Source organism: Pseudoalteromonas obscura, assembly GCF_030135505.1.
Classification (GTDB): Bacteria; Pseudomonadota; Gammaproteobacteria; order Enterobacterales; family Alteromonadaceae; genus Pseudoalteromonas; species Pseudoalteromonas obscura.
In genome coordinates this window covers 911,742-928,532 of record NZ_JASJUT010000001.1, presented here as the reverse complement: position 1 = coordinate 928,532, position 16,791 = coordinate 911,742, and the positions used below count along the sequence as shown (strand labels likewise).

Genomic DNA, 16,791 nt, shown 5'->3' with positions numbered 1-16,791 from the left:
CACTCCAGACCAAATAAATGTTACTTAGCGATTCAATCTAACCAAAGGGGTCAGAGTTATTGATTTGAAATCAGAGCTATCTGGTGGGTGAGTTTGGTACTTTTTAGATACCGATGAATTACCAAGTTAACGTTTCAAAAGCATTGAAAAACTAACAACTCATAGTAATTAATGGCAGTGTCCAAAAGTTTTCCCCAAAACTGATCTTAAACCTAGAAAAAATATGATGTTCTAAGTGTTGGGAGAAAAAACTAAAAACCACAGCAGCTGAGTATTGAAAATAACGAAGGTAAGTATTTGAATAGGGATAGGAAAGCTGGTCGGCATAGCAGGATTTGAACCTGCGACCCCTGACACCCCATAACTTTCTAAAAGTAGTACTCAATACATTGATATAAATCACAAAATTCAAACTTTCAATGTGTTTATGAACAGTATTTTTGGTTGTTTCTGACAAAAAAATGCTTCAATATTATCAGTTGGTTACGCACTGAATTACCACCATGGATTCTGGTGTGATGAATATGTCTTTAACAAGGTAAGTTATTTATGAGTCAAGTTTCAAAAATCCCCTTAGATGTTGTTGTTGAATGCCCAAAAAATGAAATTGATATGCAATATGGGTTAGATACTTTGAAGGGGACCTCAGACACAATGAGTATTGCAGCAGAAGCTATTCTAAGAGGGAGAGTTCCTGAAAAAAGGACGCATAAAAGTGATGTAAGGTCTATATTAAAGAATCGTTTCACAGGGTCTTATGGTGTGAATTTTACGCTTGAGGTTAGGGATAGCTTTCTAAGGAGAAGGTTAAGACAAATAGGAAGTGATACTTTTTTAGAGGTGCTGACATACTTTATAATGGAAGCGCTATATTTAGACTCTGAAGAGTTAAGTAAACCAGCAAGTGAATTGGTTGAATCCTTGGAGGGAATATCGGATAAGTTAGTTGAGAGACTGAAAGAGCCTCTCACTGAAATGCATAAAATGAACAAGTATTTTGGGCATGATCTGAGAATAGGTAGTAAGAAAAAAAATAACCAAAAAGAACTGTTTCGACTAAATGAAACAACGTCACGAAATATTTGCGAATCTATAAAAACCCAAGATGATGAGGAGTTTGAAGTCGTAATTGTTAGATTTCACTCTATCACTGGGAATGGTAGGTTTTACATTAAATCTCTAAAAGTTATAGAGTCTTTTGGGTTTGACAGTGAAATTCAAGGTGTACGAGATCAGATACGCAAAGCTATATCCAAAAACCTACACGAAAATAATACGCTTCAGCCTGAAGATGGGACCTTTATGCGAATAAAAGCAAAGAAAATTGCACTTCCAGCTGGTAAAGTTATTAAGTACTTAATAACGGGTATTTATCTATGACAATTAAACAAATTGTTATTGTATCAATTGTTGCCATTCTCTTGACGTGGCTTATTTATTGGCTCAATTTTAATTTCCATTTAGGCTATGGTATTTCCAGTGATCCTGCCGATTGGGGGGTTTTAGGAGACTTTCTTGGTGGGGTTCTGAATCCAATTTTGACATTCTTTACCATAGTGCTTTTGGTAAATTCGCTAGACTTACAGAAAGAATCCAACAGCCATTTAAAGCAAGAGCTTGAAAAAAATGAAAAATTAGAAAAAGTTAAATCTTTTGAAACTCGTTTTTTTAATATGATCGACTCACAAAAAGCACTTTTTGAACGCTTTCACATTGAGCTTTTAGATGATTCAGGCAACAAAGTACTATATAAAGCTAGTAATGCTGTTAAAGAGGTGGAAGATTTAGTCTCAGATATGATTTCACTTGGGGCACCAGAAGCGCAGATAAAAAATGCTTTGAAGCAGGTCGATTCTGACGATGAAATTTTCTCTTTGGTTAGAGCTTTCTCTTTAATAATAAAGACAATTAATCAAAAAATTTCGGTTGAAGAGGGGTTTTCAGTTTCAGAAAAGCAAGAATATTATGAAACTTTAATCAACTTCACAAACTACTCTCAACTTAGGTTAATACTGTTATCTAGAAAATACTTAAACTATGATAATATATCTGTATTAAGAGAAATTCATTTTAGCCAGGTATTAGAGAGATTGGGGGCTGATGTTTATTAACCTACACAACTATCTCAGCTAAAGGCACTTCAACCCAATCTCGATGATTCTGGGTATAAACCTTCGTAGACTTGGCGTCTGTGTGGGCCATCCGCGCTTGTGGGTCCACACCGTTTTGAGAATACAAGAAAGCAGATAAAGCTCGTATTTCATGAAAAGTAGGGCGCTTGGTTTTTGGCAAGTGTTTATACTGTCCGATATTATCTCTAATCTCACTAAACTTTTTACTTAAATAGCTTGGGTTGAACTGTGTTGCATGAGTGCACTCCTGACTAACTATATTGTAATTTGTGGCTCTTTTGTGCACGACATAAGGTGAAAAAAACAGGTCTTTTTTACTTATATCAATGATGTCTTTTATGGCTTGCCCGATTGGGATTGCTACATGGGCAGCTTCTTTATTTTTAATCTTTTGACGGTGAATATATAGCGTGCCGTAAACTTTCCCTCCGTTCTGCATAACCGGCTCTTTCAGCCAAACACAACCGCATCGACCGGGCATTGGCTTACTTAATTTGTATTCTATACGTGAAATCTCTAGAGCTGCATGAGTGGTTTGTAACGCTAAATCCATTGCCACTTTTATATTCAAAGGTGCAGCTGCATAAATGCGTTTAAAGTCATCAGGTGTAAGGCGTACTCTCTGCTTGTCTTCTTTCGGTTTTTTCTTTTTCAATTTAGCGGGATTATCAGTCATGAGACCCTCATCCATTGCATAGGAAAAGATTTTTCCAAGGAATGATATTTTACGATTAGTCACATGGTTACTCGCCCCATCATGGTATGTGTACAAGTACTCGTTAACATGGGTTAATTCAATATCTTCCGGGTGGATATTGGTAAAGAATTCTTTTGCTCTACCAATGTCATTCATTAGCGTTTTCTTCGTATCATGAGAAGGTTTTTCTTCATCAATGATGCGTTCTTGAATCTTATCAAGATAAGCGGAAAAGTTTTCTTGCTTTGGTGCTGAACGTGTTATAAGTGCCTCAATGCCAAAGCTGTTCCCGCCGAGCATTCGTAAATTATATTCCTGCGCAATAGCAATTGCTTCAGCTCTATTATGCCCTAAAGAAACGCGCTCCCCGTTTATTAATTTGAAGCGGAACCCTTTGCCTGTCTCATGATATAAGTGAGCAGGAAGGTCGCTATTTCTCGATTTTCTTCTTCTCGGACTCATGACTATTTACTCATTCTAATTAGCTTATCTACAGCATTTGATACGTTTTGAGATACACCAAATCGCTGATCTTCGAAAATATAAATCTTAGTACCAACTGTTCGACCTTTTATCTCGCCTTCGTTCAATAAGCGTCTTATTGTAGGAAGTGACGGCGCACTTCCTTCCACAAACTCTCTTGCTAGCCAACCTCTAACTTTCATCAGCTTAGCTTTGGCACAGTCTTTCCCTCCTGAATATATTCTGGATGTTGATAGCGAAGGAACTGTAGTCGAGTACACACCAACAAGCCGGGCTATAATTAAAGTGCTGGATGACTCTAATGTTGATAACTTGGTTAGAATGATGGAAGCGAAGTTCAATGGCGCCTCGTAAACGTAAAGCAGAAAATGTAGGGCTACCTGTTGGTTTAACGCCGTTAAAGCAGCGCGGTAAGCAGTACTTCCGTTATCGCTATCCAGATAATAAAACCGACTTTATTTTTCCACTGGGCACTACTCGTCAGCAGGCAATTGAAGCGGCAACTGTTTTTAACATGAAGTATCGTAACAAAATGGATTTGTTGGAGCTTTTAGAGTCTAAAGATAAGTACAATAAGCCTCTGTCTCATTGGTTACCAAAGGTACGTGAACGATTTATAAAAGAAGAGAGACCAGGTTCCAGCAAGTTAGATCGCTTTGACAGAAACTATAAACGTGTACTAAACGACTTTGGCAATGTTAACAGTAAGGATTGGAGCTTAGAGCATGTAAACGACTACCTTTCTACTTATTACTCCAGCAGCAGTAACAATGAGTACAACCGGGCTTTAACTCAGCTTGCTGTATTTGAATCGTATATGATGGATATGTCTGCTATGACCGACAGCCCATCAAAGCGCAAAAAACGTAAGCCCAAAGATAAGAAAGCCCGTCAGCGTTTAAGTGCCGAGAACTATGCCGCAATGATACGTGAAGCACAGAAACGGCCTGAGTTGCATTATCTATATATAGCAATGCGTTTAACTGAGCAGACAACTCATGCTGTGAATGAGATCACAAAAATCAAGTATTCAGACTTTAAAAAGCTTGATGAGCCTATCAATATTAAAGGTCTTACTGTGTATGGCTTTTTGCATATTCACCGTAAGAAAACTCAGCATACAGAAGAGTCTCGGGTTCGTATTCCTGTGACACAAAAGTTGAAGAATATTGTTGAAGAAAGCCGCGATAGAGTGATATGCCCGTATGTTGTGCATCGCGCCCCAGATGCAATAACAGGAGAAATCGCTAAAGGGATTACTCACCAGTTTCAACTTACACCAAATTATCTAAGTAGGGCTTTTTCAGCGCAGCGCGATCAAATGGGTTTGTATGATCATCTTAAACCTGAGCAAAGGCCTACATATCACGAGATGCGAGCAACAGCTGCAGATGCACTAGATAAGATGGATCATGACCCACAATAACGCCTTGGTCATAAAGACGAAAAGTCTAAGCTCATTTATCTTGAAGGGCATGATGAATGGGTCGAAGACGACCCGGTTGAGGTGAATATATTTTGTTCATTTGCAATTTTTTGTTTTTCATAATAAAAAGGAGATGTTTTTTACGGAAATCTAAAAGGGTATAGAATAGTTGCTTCTGGTAAGTGGGTGAAAGCAACTAGCCAAACCTGATAACACATAATTTAAAGGGCTTTAAAATGAGTTTTAATGAGTTAATAGTGGAGCCGATGTTTTTTGTGGTTTCGACTATTCTTTCTATTTTTTTGTCAGTTTTTGCAAATATTATAACTCCTAAATTGAGTGCTTTATTGTCTAAGTACTCATCAAAAATTAGGCATGTTCAAAGCAAAAAAAAGGAGACGTTTTCAATCAAAGTAAAGGTGGCTTCAAATGATGAAAATAAAGTTATTAACATTAAACTAGACGCGGCATACTTACTGATTAGATCGTTGCTGATAATGATAGTCAGTTTTTTTGTATTTATGACAATACCATACTTTATTGATAGTTTTACGATTATTATACTTTTTATATCATTTCTCCTTGTTACATACTCTATATCAACCTTGAACAATGCTCAAAAGACCTACAATATAGCTTTGTTAGCAACAGAAAGAGCTGAAAAAATTAAAGAAATTAAATATCTTGTCCAAGATGCATTTAACCCTTATGATGATTATGAACATGACTTTACTGATCCAGAAGATGAAATGTTTACTGAACACCTCAATGCTTGGGATGAAGAAAATATTTAGCTCCACTTTGTATTTTAAGTTGCAATTAGTTATTGATATTATTTATTTTTTTAAATCTAAATATTTGGTTTTTATTAAATTCTAAATCTATTTCTCAATGCAAGACCCAATAGAAATACAAGCGCTATTGATGCAAGTGATTGCGACCAGGATAGCAAAAAAATATGGTTTGGGATTAACTCTGCTTTTTCAAATAACCGCTTTGCTAATTCTGAGCGGCCTGTTCGGGAGCTTGGTATTAAATGTAACATTTGAGAAAAGGAGTAATATATAGCATCTGACCACAGAGGGTTTTTGACTGAGCTACTATAATAATATATAGGCGAGCATAAAAAACCTAGAAATGTAATTCCAAGCAAAGGCCTCTGAATACTTCGACCATAGTCACCAAATTTTTCAAAAAGGAACTCTGCTAACAGCGCTCTTTTTGATGTTGTCTCAATCCAGCGGCTACTTTTCATTTCTTCGATATGTAAGTCCAAAGCAAGCTTATGATGTTTGTTAGTTTCAGCTAGCTCTTTAAGTCGTCTGAGCCTATCTATATCCTGTTTGTCGGCGGCCGTGGTTTTACTTAACCAAGGGAGTTTTTTAGATAGTTTTTTGGAGAGTTTTAATGAACTCTTGATTTTAGAGTGCTTGAGCTCTGAGCCAAACCATAGTTTTTTTAATATGATGAGTGAGTGAGGTATTAAATAGCCCTTGTGAGTTAATTTATTTGAAACAGTAAAATGACTCAAACTAAGTTGGTGTGATAGCTTGGTGTTAGTGAAATCAGGCACGCAATTGAAGTTATGATTGTCTAAGCAGAGAGGACCGTCAAAAGTTGCAAATTTGAACGATAGGGAGTTAATTCGTTCCGTTCTTGTAACATCCATAAAATTGAATTGACCTGATAATTTTATGGACTCGAAGCTAACGTCACCCATACCAAATTGTACATTAGAGAAGTTAACGTCACCCTCACCAAATTGGGCACCTAAGAAGTTAACGTCACCCTCACCAAATTGTGCTCTGGAGAAGTTAACGCTACCCTCGCCAAATTGTACATCTGTGAAGTCAACGTCACCCTCACCAAATTTTGCTTTGAAGAAGTTAACGCCACCGTCACCAAATTTTGCTTTGAAGAAGCTAACGTCACCGTCACCAAATTTTGCTGTAGCGAAGTTAACGTAACCCTCACCAAGTTGTGCATAGTAGAAGCTAACGTCACCCTCACCAAATTGTGCATTGTTGAAGCTAACGCAACCCTCACCAAATTGTGCACCTGCGAAGTCAACTTCACCCTCACCAAATTGTGCATTGTTGAAGCTGACGTCTCCCTCACCAAATTTTGCTGTGAAGAAGCTAACGTCACCCTCACCAAATTGTGCATTAAAGAAGCTAACGTCACCCTCACCAAATTGTGCATTAGAGAAGCGAACATAACCCTCACCAAATTGTGCATTAGAGAAGCTAACGTCACCCTCACCAAATTGTGCATTAGAGAAGCTAACGTCACCCTCACCAAATTGTGCTTTGAAGAAGCTAACGTCACCCTCACCAAATTTTGCTTTGAAGAAGCTAACGCCACCCTCACCAAATTGTGCATTGTTGAAGCGAACGTCACCCTCACCAAATTGCGCACCTTCGAAGTCAACTTCACCCTCACCAAATTGTGCATTGTTGAAGCGAACGTCACCCTTTGGAAATATGTAATCCATAAAAGATACTTTGTTATATTGACTAAAGTCTGCTCCTGCAAAACTCACATCAGCAACTGGGTTTTCTTCTACCCATTTGTTCCAGGCATCGACACCTTTTAGCCATCTTTCTATTGCGGCTTGACCTTCAAGTTCAGTCTTCTTATTGTCATCTCTTGCCATGATATTTATCGCTCCTTGGTGGTGATGGATGGGATAATTTACGTTCCTTTATAGCTGAGGTCAATTTTGACCTTCTTGGTTTCTATTGGCTCATTATCATAGCGGCTAGTATCACGTATAGAGAGGTATCAAATGCCTATTGTTAGATATCAATTCAACTTTGGTAATGTTTACCTGACGAGCGGTGGGCTTGCTCAATCGACGCGGTGTTTGTGCCGAGACAGCGTGCAATGTACCAGAGGCGCAGGGCAGACATTAAGCGCACCATTTAAAGGGTTTACCTCAATATTTAGGCATAGGCAGTTTGAACGCGTTACCGTACATAATATAAAAGCAATTAAAGCTGGTAATGACATATTAGCTGATGGTACTTGGCAAGAATTGAGCGGGGAGTATTTGGGTGTTTTAGTAGATGGTGGTGTATATCTGGTTCTCGGCGATAGAGAGCTTCCTGTCATTGATGATAAGTACGAAAAATCACAAATGAATGGATTAGGTCATGTTGTCGATATGATGGAGTTTAGACGGACTTTTAAAACTACTGTATAAGGTTGACGAAAGGTTGACGCGTAAAAAGTCAAGGAATAAAAAAGAGATAAGTAATTGAATAGGGGGAGGAAAGCTGGTCGGCATAGCAGGATTTGAACCTGCGACCCCTGACACCCCATGACAGTGCGCTACCAAGCTGCGCTATATGCCGACTTGGTTTGTCACTATAATGATTTTATTTGAAAAGGCAATAACTAATTGGTTTGTTTGGACATTAAATCATCATAATACGAAGATCGTGCAATTCAAAGTCTATTTTAGGTTGATTTATTATCAATGGGTTTTCGGGTTGCTCGCTGGTTGTGATCATCCAGAGCGAAACATGGGCTTGTACTCTTCTTTATTTAATTGGTCGTTTGCGTTTCAAGCAAGCCCTAAGTGTTTTCTAATACAATAATCCTAATTTCAACAGTAATTTAATGGTTTATTCCGATTTCGATATGTCACGATCGTTAGCTTTGTTAGAATGCGATCAAGAAAAAGAAACCACTTAAATACCCAAAGATAAAAGGAAAAGATATGTTAAAACAAGCTCTGCTAATGGCACCTGTACTCGCAGTATGTTCGGCCAGTGCTACTGTTCTGGTTGAGAACACAGCAAGTAGCAATGGTACTCTGGTTAATGCTGCAGCTAATGAAGTTGTGATTGCGGGGGTGGCTAGCAACCTTGATCAACAACCTGGTGCGGTAGCACTGCAAAATAATCAGGACGGGACATTTACTATAAGTTTTAAGGAGTGGGAGTACCTAGATGGCGCTCACGCAGATGAAACTATATCGACACTCACTTTGGGTGTTGGTACGCACACGATGCAAGATGGTTCAATCTGGGAAGTGGGTACGGTCAATTTGAGTTCGGCGAGTCAAACTTTTAATTTTGCACAGCAGTTCGACCAAGTCCCTTACTTATTTTTAAGTCCTCAGTCTGACAACGGTGGGTTTGCTTATGTCGCTCGAGCAAGCAGTGTCAATCAAATTGGTTTCAATGCCAAGGTTCAGTTTCAAGAGCTGCAAACTAGCGCTAATACGCGCAATAATCAAACTGTTTCATATTTAGCGATTTATGCGCCAAGTAAGTCTGGTAATTTAGATACAGGCGAAGTGTATAAACTTAACCAGATTAAAGTGGATGAACTACCAGTACAATTTGAAAGCCACGAGCTGTTTTTACAAGAGGAGCAGTCTCGTGATGCAGAGCTTGAGCATGTACATGAAGTGATTAACGTACTTGATATTAATGGCCATTTATTCGCGCAAGATATCACGTCAATAGGGGGAGATACCGCCACAATCCGTGCAAATAAGAACGTTCAACCTGCTCTTGGCAACACGAGTTGTAAGGCTATTTTAGATAAAGACCCAGCTTCGCAGTCTGGCTACTACACGCTAGATCCGGACGGGGCTGGCGGCTTACCTGAGTTTACTACTTTCTGTGACATGGAAATGGAAGGTGGTGGCTGGACTTTAATGGGGATCCGCTATGTGCCGGGTAAAGCTTACAACCACATTCATAACTTTGAAGTACTTTTCACGGCGACCCAAAATATTACATCGTTTGATGACAACTATCACCTAACTGATCCACAGTGGGTTCATTATAAAAACAACAGCCAAGAAATGATGATCACAATGCGTGATGTGGGTGTGTTTGCTATCGCAGATATTGCTGTGCTCAATAATGCGAGTTGCATTCCGTTGCAAGATACATTGGGTCGAAACCACGGTATGACGGGCGAGCATCAGTTTAGACTCTTCTGGCATGAAACCTCAGGATGTAGCGGATCCGGTTCAGATTATTCGATGCTTAACTACCACAATATTTATGCATATGCTGGTGGCGTATATAAAGCAGGTAATGTCGCTGGTATTGCCGTAGAGCAAACAACATATATATTTGTTAGATAATATAAAAAAGGGAGCAACCCAGTGGGGGGCTCCCTATTTTTGTCGTGTCAACAGTAACTTAAAAACGTGCTACTAGCCACTCATCGTCGTGGCTAAAATACAAAGTACGGACTTTGCCTTTTCCCTCAACGTTTACCATATTGACCTGTGCAGGCCACAAGTCGCGTAACGAGCCGTTGTACATTTTTATGCCGGTGATTGCGCTTGGAGTCTTGGTTTCTTGGTAGACCCAAAAAAACTTACCCTCTACTTCAAAACCTACATTCGTTAAGCTGATGTCTTTGTCGCCCAGTGTTTTCAATTGAAAGTGTTTAGCGACATAGTCAGCAAACTGCTGCTGTGTTTTTTTGGCATTGAGGATATCAGCCTTTTTATCAAACAAAGATTGCACGGCATGCTCGGTATCATGCAGATAAAAGCGATGCATGATCTCCAATTGCCCAGAGTTTTTGTTGAATAAAACGGTTGTTTCCGCGGCCTTTTGTTGGTGTGCAAAGGCACCAGTGCTTATTAGCATAGCGGCGGCTGTGATGATCAGTTGAAGATACTTAATCATTGTGTATCCTCTGCTTTTTCACCACTTTTTAGTTCAGTTTTGATATCTTGCATAATATCGCGCTTCACTTTGGCTGCGCTCTTTTCCTTTTTGTAGGCCTCAACACGAGAAGGAATAATGCGACGCGGGTAATGGTTGTTTTCTACATCAACATCGGCAGTTTCCCAGCCTGGGTCAACAACAACTTGTGTCAGCACCTTATTTTTGTCTGTGACAATCAGTTTTCGAACATGTTTAGGGGTTCTGCGCCAAATCTCTGCCGGGATATATTGGCTCTCTTTACTGCCGTCTTCATAAGTGAGTTCAAGCAGGATTGGCATTACCAAGCCACCGATATTTGAAAACTCAAGTACGTAGTAGTTTTTGTCTTCTTCTAAAGCACGAGAGAGTGTTTTGCGCTCCCAAGGTTTTAAAGAGTCAAGAAATTCTTTGTATTCATTGCGCTCTTTATTGGTTACGGTAAAGCGGTCATTGTCGTCATAAAAGTCTCTGATATCAGGGTTCATTTCAACCCATAGTTTTTTACCCTCGGCTTTGTTGCGCTCAACGAACAATGAAGATGGTTTATCGTTCTCAAACTGTCGCTGACGCGAAAAGTCGATATCAGGGTCGTGGGTATCCAAGCGCATCTGATATACCTTGTCGATAGAAATATCAACATGATCAGTTGAGTAGAACCATCCGCGCCAGAACCAATCTAGATCCACGCCTGAGGCTTCTTCCATTGTGCGGAAAAAGTCAGATGGGGTAGGGCGCTTGAATCGCCAGCGCTCAGAGAATTCTTTGAAAGCAAAATCAAATAGCTCGCGACCAAGTATGACTTCACGTAAAATATTCAAAGCCGCGGCAGGTTTAGTGTAGGCATTAGGACCTAAATTTAATACGCTGTCAGACTGAGTCATAATAGGAACTTGGTTCTCAGACTTCATATATCCAACAATATCTCTAGGCTCTACACCCCATGGAATGTTTGGATCCCATTCACGTCCTGCGACACCATCTAAGAAGCTATTGAGACCTTCGTCCATCCACGTCCACTGGCGCTCGTCGGAGTTAACTATCATTGGGAAGTAAATGTGACCGATTTCGTGGATCACAACACCAATAAGGAAGCGTTTTTCTGCTTGAGAATAAGTACGAGTGCCATCATCTTGCAGCTCTGTACGTGGGCCATTGAAGGTGATCATTGGGTATTCCATACCACCAACCGGGCCATTTACAGATTGTGCTGTTGGGTAGGGGTAGTCAAAAGAAAAGCGTGAGTACACTTCCATGGTATGGATCACAGATTCCGTTGAATACTTTTTCCAAAGGTCGCCACCTTCTTTTGGATAAAAAGACATGGCCATAACCATTGGCATCTCTTCACCACCTTGCTGGTAGCCGCGTGCATCCCACATAAACTTACGTGATGACGCCCATGCAAAGTCACGCACGTTTTCGGCTTTGAACTTCCACGTCTTGCGCTTGTTAGACCCTTCTTTTTCGTTTTCAAGAGCTTCTTCTTCAGTGACAATAAACACTGGACGTTTAGCTGTTTCAGCTTCTTTGAGGCGCTTGCGCTGAGTTTTTGTTAGTACCTGTTTGGCATTGGTTAAAACACCTGTTGCACTAACGATATGGTCGGCAGGTACATCAATCTCAACTTCGTAGTCGCCAAACTCCAAGGTGAACTCACCACGGCCCAAAAACTCTTTATTTGTCCATGCCTCATAGTCGGTATAGGCATGTAGTCTAGGAAACCACTGTGCTAAGAGGAAAATGTCGTTGCCTCCAGGGCGCGGATCATCGGCAAAGTGTTCATAGCCAGAGCGTGCTGATACAGCATCTTCTTCGACGATATTAAATGCAAAATCAATGGCAAATCTTACCGAGTCTCCTGACTTGAGCGGTTTAGGCAAGTCGATACGCATTTGTGTACCAACGAGTGTAAAGCTCAACTTTTTGCCTCGGTGATCAGTAACCGCGCTAATTTCATAACCTAATTCATTGTCAGCCATAAATTGTTGGCGTCTTAATTCGCCAAGGCTGATTTTTGCTGGTTTCTTTTCATTTCCCGGCTTAGTGTAAGGTCCACGTCGACCAACACCACCGAAGTTATTGGCCATATTCGCTATTGAATCATCTTTAAAGATGTTTTGATCGAGCTGTACCCACAGGTATTTTAATCGATAGGGCGAATTATTATGGTAGGTGATTTTCTCATGGCCTGTTAAACGACGTTTTTGCTCGTCCAGTGACACCTTGATTTTATAGTCGACCTTTTGTTGCCAGTACTGCTGTCCAGGCTCTCCCGCTGCGTTGCGATACACATTTGGGGTAGGCAATACTTCATCTAATTGACGGAACTTGTCTTCGAAGTCCCCTTTCGTTTGATTAATTGCTGATGCATTTACAACACTGGAAAAAATCAGTGTTGCAAAGGTGGCAATCAGTAATGATGTGTTTGTTTTCATTTTGTTTTCTTTCTTTGATCCGCTTACTAAAAAGCTGTTTTACAGCTGTGTTGGTGATTTATGTTGTGTTGCCCCTCCTTAACATGCCTTGTAAATTGGGTAAAAAATAATTTATTACGATGCTGTTGTTAAGCAATTAGCGATGGGACGCCAAGCAATCAAGCAGAGTGGACTCTGTATCAGGACAAATACGATTACCGATAATTTCAATGCGACTTTCGCTACATTCATCCAACTCGATTTCCGTGGTGCCATCAGCAGTTTTGTTGTAACCAAAAATGCCTTGTGCAGTGATAAACACGGCCTTTAGCCGCAGCGCATCTACTCCTGTGATAAATGTTCGTAACTTTGCGCGGTCAAAAATTTGATCCGGTGCAAATCGCCATCCAACGCTTGCGAAGCCTTCTCCCTCATTTTGGGCGCTAAGAAAACCTTCTTCAGGGAAGGGCTCTGCGTTAATATCACGAGATGTATCTGTTTGATGGTGATGATGGTGGTGACAGGGCGGCTTGGTAGTACTTTGCGTTTTACCGCTTAACCACTGAGGGTTTAACTGACCATGTGAACAGAACTGCACCGTTTTGTCATTAAAGTTTTTGTCTGTTAAATAGCTCTCAAGTGTTGTTTTATGATGTGTGTTGTACAAATCTAATTTGTTACCAACAACCACATCAGCTATAGAGATCTGCTGATTAAAAGTGGGGTGCTCTGTGAATCGTTTGTCTTCTAGGTTACGAGCATCGACTAGTGTGATGACTTTTTCGAGGCTAAGTAGTTGCTGGTAGTATTGATTAGACAGCAACTGCAATACTTCTAAAGGATGCCCAAGTCCCGTAGGCTCAATAAGCAATCTGTGTGGATTGGCTTCTTTGAGTAATTGATTAAGAGCAATTTGCATCGGTAAGCCTGATGCACAGCACATACAACCGCCGGGGACCTCTCGGATATACACTTGTTGGTCTTTTGGTTTGCTAAGTAAGTTGCCATCAATACCAATTTCACCAAACTCGTTAACAAGAATAGCCCACCTCTCGTTTTCGGGTTTGTGACTGAGAAGATGTGTAATGGCAGATGTTTTGCCTACACCCAAAAAGCCAGTGATGATGTTGGTCGGGATCGCAGTGATCGGCTCTTTGTTACTTTGCATTGCTTGCTCCAAATTATGCTCATTAGAGTGACGAGTGCGCTCTAGTATATTTGAAATGTTATAGTATAACAATTGTTGTTATTCACCGAATAGTAATGGAGTTGGTGGTCGGTGTTCATACATGGCAACTGAGGCGCTGCGCTTGAATTGGCGGCAGGGTTGTGTGGAAATCAAAAAAGCGGCAGATTGACCGCCGCTTTTGTAGAGCAAATATTATTTGCGCCAAATTCCTTTTGGTAGGGTTTTAGCTATCTCTGGTCGACTACTAGGGTCAAATTTAGGTGTTTTGCCTTCTTTTAGCTGTGCTCTATAGTCTTTGGCAAGCCAAATAACAATGCCAGATAGCATAAACAGCGCAGCGACGTTAACAATGGCCATCAGGCCCATAGAGATATCTGCAAGTGTCCAAATAAGGCCAAGTTCGCCTACGGCACCAAACATTACCATGCCTAAAACACAAATACGGAAAACCATCATCGCCATTTTGTTTTCTTGTAAGAACATCAAGTTGGTTTCAGCATAACTGTAATTAGCCACGATAGACGTAAATGCGAAGAAGAAAATAGCCACCGCGATGAAGATAGCACCCCATTCACCTACATGTTCAACCAGTGCGGCCTGCGTAAGCGCGATACCAGTTACGCCTGAGTCAGGTACAAGCTGGTTTGAAAGTAAAACCAGTGCCGCTGTCGCACTACAAATAACAATGGTATCTACGAATACACCAAGCATTTGTACATAACCTTGTGATGCAGGATGGTTTGGGTTTGGTGTAGCACTGGCTGCAGCATTCGCGGCACTACCCATACCCGCTTCGTTAGAGAATAAACCGCGTTTAATACCTTGGATCATCGCCTGCATAACCGCGTAGCCAACTGCACCACCTGCGGCTTGTTCTAGTCCAAAGGCGCTATTGATGACCTGCATAAATACGTCCGGGAGTAGTTCAAAGTTGCTGAAGCAAACATAAAGTGCCACCATCAAGTAAGCCAATGCCATAAATGGCACCACAAGCTCAGCAAAACGAGCGATGGTTTTAAGGCCACCAAAAATGATGATTGCAGAGCCAATAACCAGCAAAATACCCATTACATACTTAGGTACATCGAATGCCACTTCAAAAGCTGCTGCAATGGAATTTGATTGTACTGCGTTAAATACTAAACCAAAAGCTAGGATAAGACAGAGTGAGAATAAGATCCCCATCCAACGCTTGTTAAGGCCGTATTGCATATAATAAGCAGGGCCACCACGGTAGTTACCCTCTTCATCTTTGACTTTGTAAAGCTGAGCAAGCGCACTTTCAGCAAAGCTGGTTGCCATACCAATAAGTGCAATTAGCCACATCCAAAAAATTGCGCCAGCACCGCCTAAATAGAGTGCAACGGCAACGCCCGCCATATTGCCTGTACCGACACGTGCTGCGAGTGATGTACAAAAAGCTTGGAAAGAGGAGATCCCTTCACCTGCGTTATTTCGGCTATTGGCCATGACTTTGATCATGTGCGGAAACTGGGCAAATTGAATAAACCCAAGTCGTATTGTAAAGAAAACACCGGCTGCGATGAGTAGGTATATAAGAATATGTCCCCACAACAGGCCGCTGATTTGGTTAAAAAACTCAGCCATCGGATATCCTTTATTTAAGGTAACGAATAATTTTGAGGGCGTAACTTACCACAACTTGGCATGTATACGAAATTACTGCGCTGAATTCAAATGTACAATATTGTTTGCATAAGCCTTATTTATAAGGCCTATGATGGTAATGCAGCCACTAAGAAAGCAGCTTAGGCCAAGATAGATTTTCCAAATCAGGGAAAAAGCTCAGTGCTTGTAATTTATCTGACCAGCCCAGTACTAGCGATGTAATGTCTGCCAAGTAAGGCATGGCAAAGTAAATGCAGCCAGCTGACACGGCAACCTGTGACAAGGAGGTAATAGGGTATCTTAAATCGAGTAATTTCATTGCTGTACCAAAAGAAGCCTTGAGCTCTTTGTTGTCAATGTCCACGCTATAGCATTCATCTAAGATCAGATGGGTAAGCGCACCTGTGAATACAAAAAAGCTGGTCAACAATGCGGTATGTAATGAGGCACCGAACAAAATAGAGCCGTGAAATGTAAGCAGACTAAACATCAGAACGGCAGATATTGAATGCAGGGTTGCTCGGTGGACAGTGAAGTGTTCAAAAATCGGTTTTATGAGATACATAAAGGTGACGTAGACCAGCAATCCAACTAACCAAGTTTCTGTTACCGAATTAAATTCGTAATTGAGTATAAGAGTACCGGCAACCAAAATTGCAAATACGCTAAACAGACTATTTAAAGATCTGGATTTGTCCGAATCAAGATCTGGTAATAGGCCTGCAAGTGCCCCAACGATAAACAGCCCAAGTGCCCCAAAGCCATTGATCTCCGCCATACTAAGCAATACTGAACTCAAGGTCGCACTCACGACAGTCGATGCTTTAAGATGTGTAGAAAAATTTGCCATTTTACTTCCAAGCAATTGATTAAGTTAACGAATAAAGGACACTTTTTGTTTTCATCTAGTGTACAGCAAAATTGACCTTGCGCACACGTCTAAGGGTGACTTGAAGTAGTTTGAAGGAGTAATTACGAAAGTACGCTGAGTTTATCGTCAAAGATATTACATTGAGGTGTGTTTCGAACAACTGAGACTGTAATAAGGTGTAATGTTCTTTATTCATACAGTTGGCTAGCCTAAAGCAATTAATCACGCTAGATAAGCGTATAAGCCGAAATTCCATGTTGAGC

General features: G+C 40.6%; 15 protein-coding genes and 1 tRNA gene. 7 read left to right on the top strand and 9 right to left on the bottom strand.

Annotation, left to right across the window (positions count from 1 at the left end):
- Positions 1 to 549 precede the first annotated feature (549 nt).
- Positions 550 to 1,380, top strand: coding sequence for a hypothetical protein (locus QNM18_RS04025; RefSeq protein ID WP_284136420.1), 831 nt, complete (start codon positions 550 to 552; stop codon positions 1,378 to 1,380).
- Complete coding sequence (locus QNM18_RS04020; protein WP_284136419.1) at positions 1,377 to 2,111, top strand: hypothetical protein; 735 nt, start codon at positions 1,377 to 1,379, stop codon at positions 2,109 to 2,111. The genes QNM18_RS04025 and QNM18_RS04020 overlap by 4 nt, the downstream gene beginning before the upstream one ends.
- A 1-nt stretch (position 2,112) precedes the next feature.
- Here QNM18_RS04020 and QNM18_RS04015 read toward each other — a convergent pair whose 3' ends face one another.
- Together QNM18_RS04015 and QNM18_RS04010 are read right to left on the bottom strand one after the other, a co-directional pair.
- The gene (locus QNM18_RS04015; RefSeq protein WP_284136418.1) at positions 2,113 to 3,291 is read right to left on the bottom strand and encodes a tyrosine-type recombinase/integrase; all 1,179 of its coding nucleotides are present in this window, start codon (positions 3,289 to 3,291) and stop codon (positions 2,113 to 2,115) included.
- A 2-nt stretch (positions 3,292 to 3,293) separates the two neighbouring features.
- Positions 3,294 to 3,494 (bottom strand): hypothetical protein, encoded by a 201-nt coding sequence (locus tag QNM18_RS04010; protein WP_284136417.1) that lies wholly within the window; start codon positions 3,492 to 3,494, stop codon positions 3,294 to 3,296.
- A 10-nt stretch (positions 3,495 to 3,504) separates the two neighbouring features.
- Here QNM18_RS04010 and QNM18_RS04005 point away from each other — a divergent pair, with 10 nt between their 5' ends.
- The 3 genes from QNM18_RS04005 to QNM18_RS03995 all read left to right on the top strand — a co-directional run bounded on the left by QNM18_RS04005 (position 3,505) and on the right by QNM18_RS03995 (position 5,532).
- Positions 3,505 to 3,666, top strand: coding sequence for a hypothetical protein (locus QNM18_RS04005; RefSeq protein WP_284136416.1), 162 nt, complete (start codon positions 3,505 to 3,507; stop codon positions 3,664 to 3,666).
- A complete protein-coding gene (locus QNM18_RS04000; RefSeq protein ID WP_284136415.1) occupies positions 3,653 to 4,738 on the top strand; it encodes a phage integrase Arm DNA-binding domain-containing protein in 1,086 nt (361 codons plus the stop codon). Before QNM18_RS04005 ends, QNM18_RS04000 begins: the two co-directional genes overlap by 14 nt.
- Positions 4,739 to 4,974: 236 nt before the next feature.
- A complete protein-coding gene (locus tag QNM18_RS03995) occupies positions 4,975 to 5,532 on the top strand; it encodes a hypothetical protein (RefSeq protein ID WP_284136414.1) in 558 nt (185 codons plus the stop codon).
- 74 nt (positions 5,533 to 5,606) lie between these two features.
- Here QNM18_RS03995 and QNM18_RS03990 read toward each other — a convergent pair whose 3' ends face one another.
- Positions 5,607 to 7,394, bottom strand: coding sequence for a hypothetical protein (locus QNM18_RS03990; RefSeq protein ID WP_284136413.1), 1,788 nt, complete (start codon positions 7,392 to 7,394; stop codon positions 5,607 to 5,609).
- Between the two features lie 132 nt (positions 7,395 to 7,526).
- On the opposite strand from QNM18_RS03990, the gene QNM18_RS03985 reads away from it, so the two are divergent.
- On the top strand, positions 7,527 to 7,943 hold the full coding sequence (locus QNM18_RS03985) for a hypothetical protein (RefSeq protein WP_284136412.1): 417 nt from the start codon (positions 7,527 to 7,529) through the stop codon (positions 7,941 to 7,943).
- A 74-nt stretch (positions 7,944 to 8,017) separates the two neighbouring features.
- On the opposite strand, the gene QNM18_RS03980 is transcribed toward QNM18_RS03985, so the two are convergent.
- Positions 8,018 to 8,094 (bottom strand) — tRNA-Pro (locus QNM18_RS03980).
- Between the two features lie 368 nt (positions 8,095 to 8,462).
- Here QNM18_RS03980 and QNM18_RS03975 point away from each other — a divergent pair.
- Positions 8,463 to 9,848, top strand: coding sequence for a fibrinogen-like YCDxxxxGGGW domain-containing protein (locus QNM18_RS03975; RefSeq protein ID WP_284136411.1), 1,386 nt, complete (start codon positions 8,463 to 8,465; stop codon positions 9,846 to 9,848).
- Positions 9,849 to 9,906: 58 nt separating this feature from the next.
- On the opposite strand, the gene QNM18_RS03970 is transcribed toward QNM18_RS03975, so the two are convergent.
- The 5 genes from QNM18_RS03970 to QNM18_RS03950 form a co-directional block, all read right to left on the bottom strand.
- Complete coding sequence (locus QNM18_RS03970; protein ID WP_284136410.1) at positions 9,907 to 10,404, bottom strand: DUF6702 family protein; 498 nt, start codon at positions 10,402 to 10,404, stop codon at positions 9,907 to 9,909.
- On the bottom strand, positions 10,401 to 12,860 hold the full coding sequence (locus QNM18_RS03965) for a M1 family metallopeptidase (RefSeq protein ID WP_284136409.1): 2,460 nt from the start codon (positions 12,858 to 12,860) through the stop codon (positions 10,401 to 10,403). The genes QNM18_RS03970 and QNM18_RS03965 overlap by 4 nt, the downstream gene beginning before the upstream one ends.
- 136 nt (positions 12,861 to 12,996) lie before the next feature.
- Positions 12,997 to 14,007, bottom strand: coding sequence for a CobW family GTP-binding protein (locus tag QNM18_RS03960; RefSeq protein WP_284136408.1), 1,011 nt, complete (start codon positions 14,005 to 14,007; stop codon positions 12,997 to 12,999).
- Positions 14,008 to 14,220: 213 nt separating this feature from the next.
- A complete protein-coding gene (locus QNM18_RS03955) occupies positions 14,221 to 15,636 on the bottom strand; it encodes an alanine/glycine:cation symporter family protein (RefSeq protein WP_284136407.1) in 1,416 nt (471 codons plus the stop codon).
- Positions 15,637 to 15,784: 148 nt separating this feature from the next.
- On the bottom strand, positions 15,785 to 16,507 hold the full coding sequence (locus QNM18_RS03950) for a metal-dependent hydrolase (protein WP_284136406.1): 723 nt from the start codon (positions 16,505 to 16,507) through the stop codon (positions 15,785 to 15,787).
- Positions 16,508 to 16,791: the final 284 nt, after the last annotated feature.

Coding starts and splice junctions, on each gene's coding strand:
- QNM18_RS03950 (WP_284136406.1), bottom strand. CDS start 16,507: ATGGCAAATTTTTCTACACATCTTAAAGCATCGACTGTCGTGAGTGCG.
- QNM18_RS03960 (WP_284136408.1), bottom strand. CDS start 14,007: ATGCAAAGTAACAAAGAGCCGATCACTGCGATCCCGACCAACATCATC.
- QNM18_RS03995 (WP_284136414.1), top strand. CDS start 4,975: ATGAGTTTTAATGAGTTAATAGTGGAGCCGATGTTTTTTGTGGTTTCG.
- QNM18_RS04000 (WP_284136415.1), top strand. CDS start 3,653: ATGGCGCCTCGTAAACGTAAAGCAGAAAATGTAGGGCTACCTGTTGGT.
- QNM18_RS03990 (WP_284136413.1), bottom strand. CDS start 7,394: ATGGCAAGAGATGACAATAAGAAGACTGAACTTGAAGGTCAAGCCGCA.
- QNM18_RS04020 (WP_284136419.1), top strand. CDS start 1,377: ATGACAATTAAACAAATTGTTATTGTATCAATTGTTGCCATTCTCTTG.
- QNM18_RS04015 (WP_284136418.1), bottom strand. CDS start 3,291: ATGAGTCCGAGAAGAAGAAAATCGAGAAATAGCGACCTTCCTGCTCAC.
- QNM18_RS03970 (WP_284136410.1), bottom strand. CDS start 10,404: ATGATTAAGTATCTTCAACTGATCATCACAGCCGCCGCTATGCTAATA.
- QNM18_RS03965 (WP_284136409.1), bottom strand. CDS start 12,860: ATGAAAACAAACACATCATTACTGATTGCCACCTTTGCAACACTGATT.
- QNM18_RS03955 (WP_284136407.1), bottom strand. CDS start 15,636: ATGGCTGAGTTTTTTAACCAAATCAGCGGCCTGTTGTGGGGACATATT.
- QNM18_RS03975 (WP_284136411.1), top strand. CDS start 8,463: ATGTTAAAACAAGCTCTGCTAATGGCACCTGTACTCGCAGTATGTTCG.
- QNM18_RS03985 (WP_284136412.1), top strand. CDS start 7,527: ATGCCTATTGTTAGATATCAATTCAACTTTGGTAATGTTTACCTGACG.
- QNM18_RS04010 (WP_284136417.1), bottom strand. CDS start 3,494: ATGAAAGTTAGAGGTTGGCTAGCAAGAGAGTTTGTGGAAGGAAGTGCG.
- QNM18_RS04025 (WP_284136420.1), top strand. CDS start 550: ATGAGTCAAGTTTCAAAAATCCCCTTAGATGTTGTTGTTGAATGCCCA.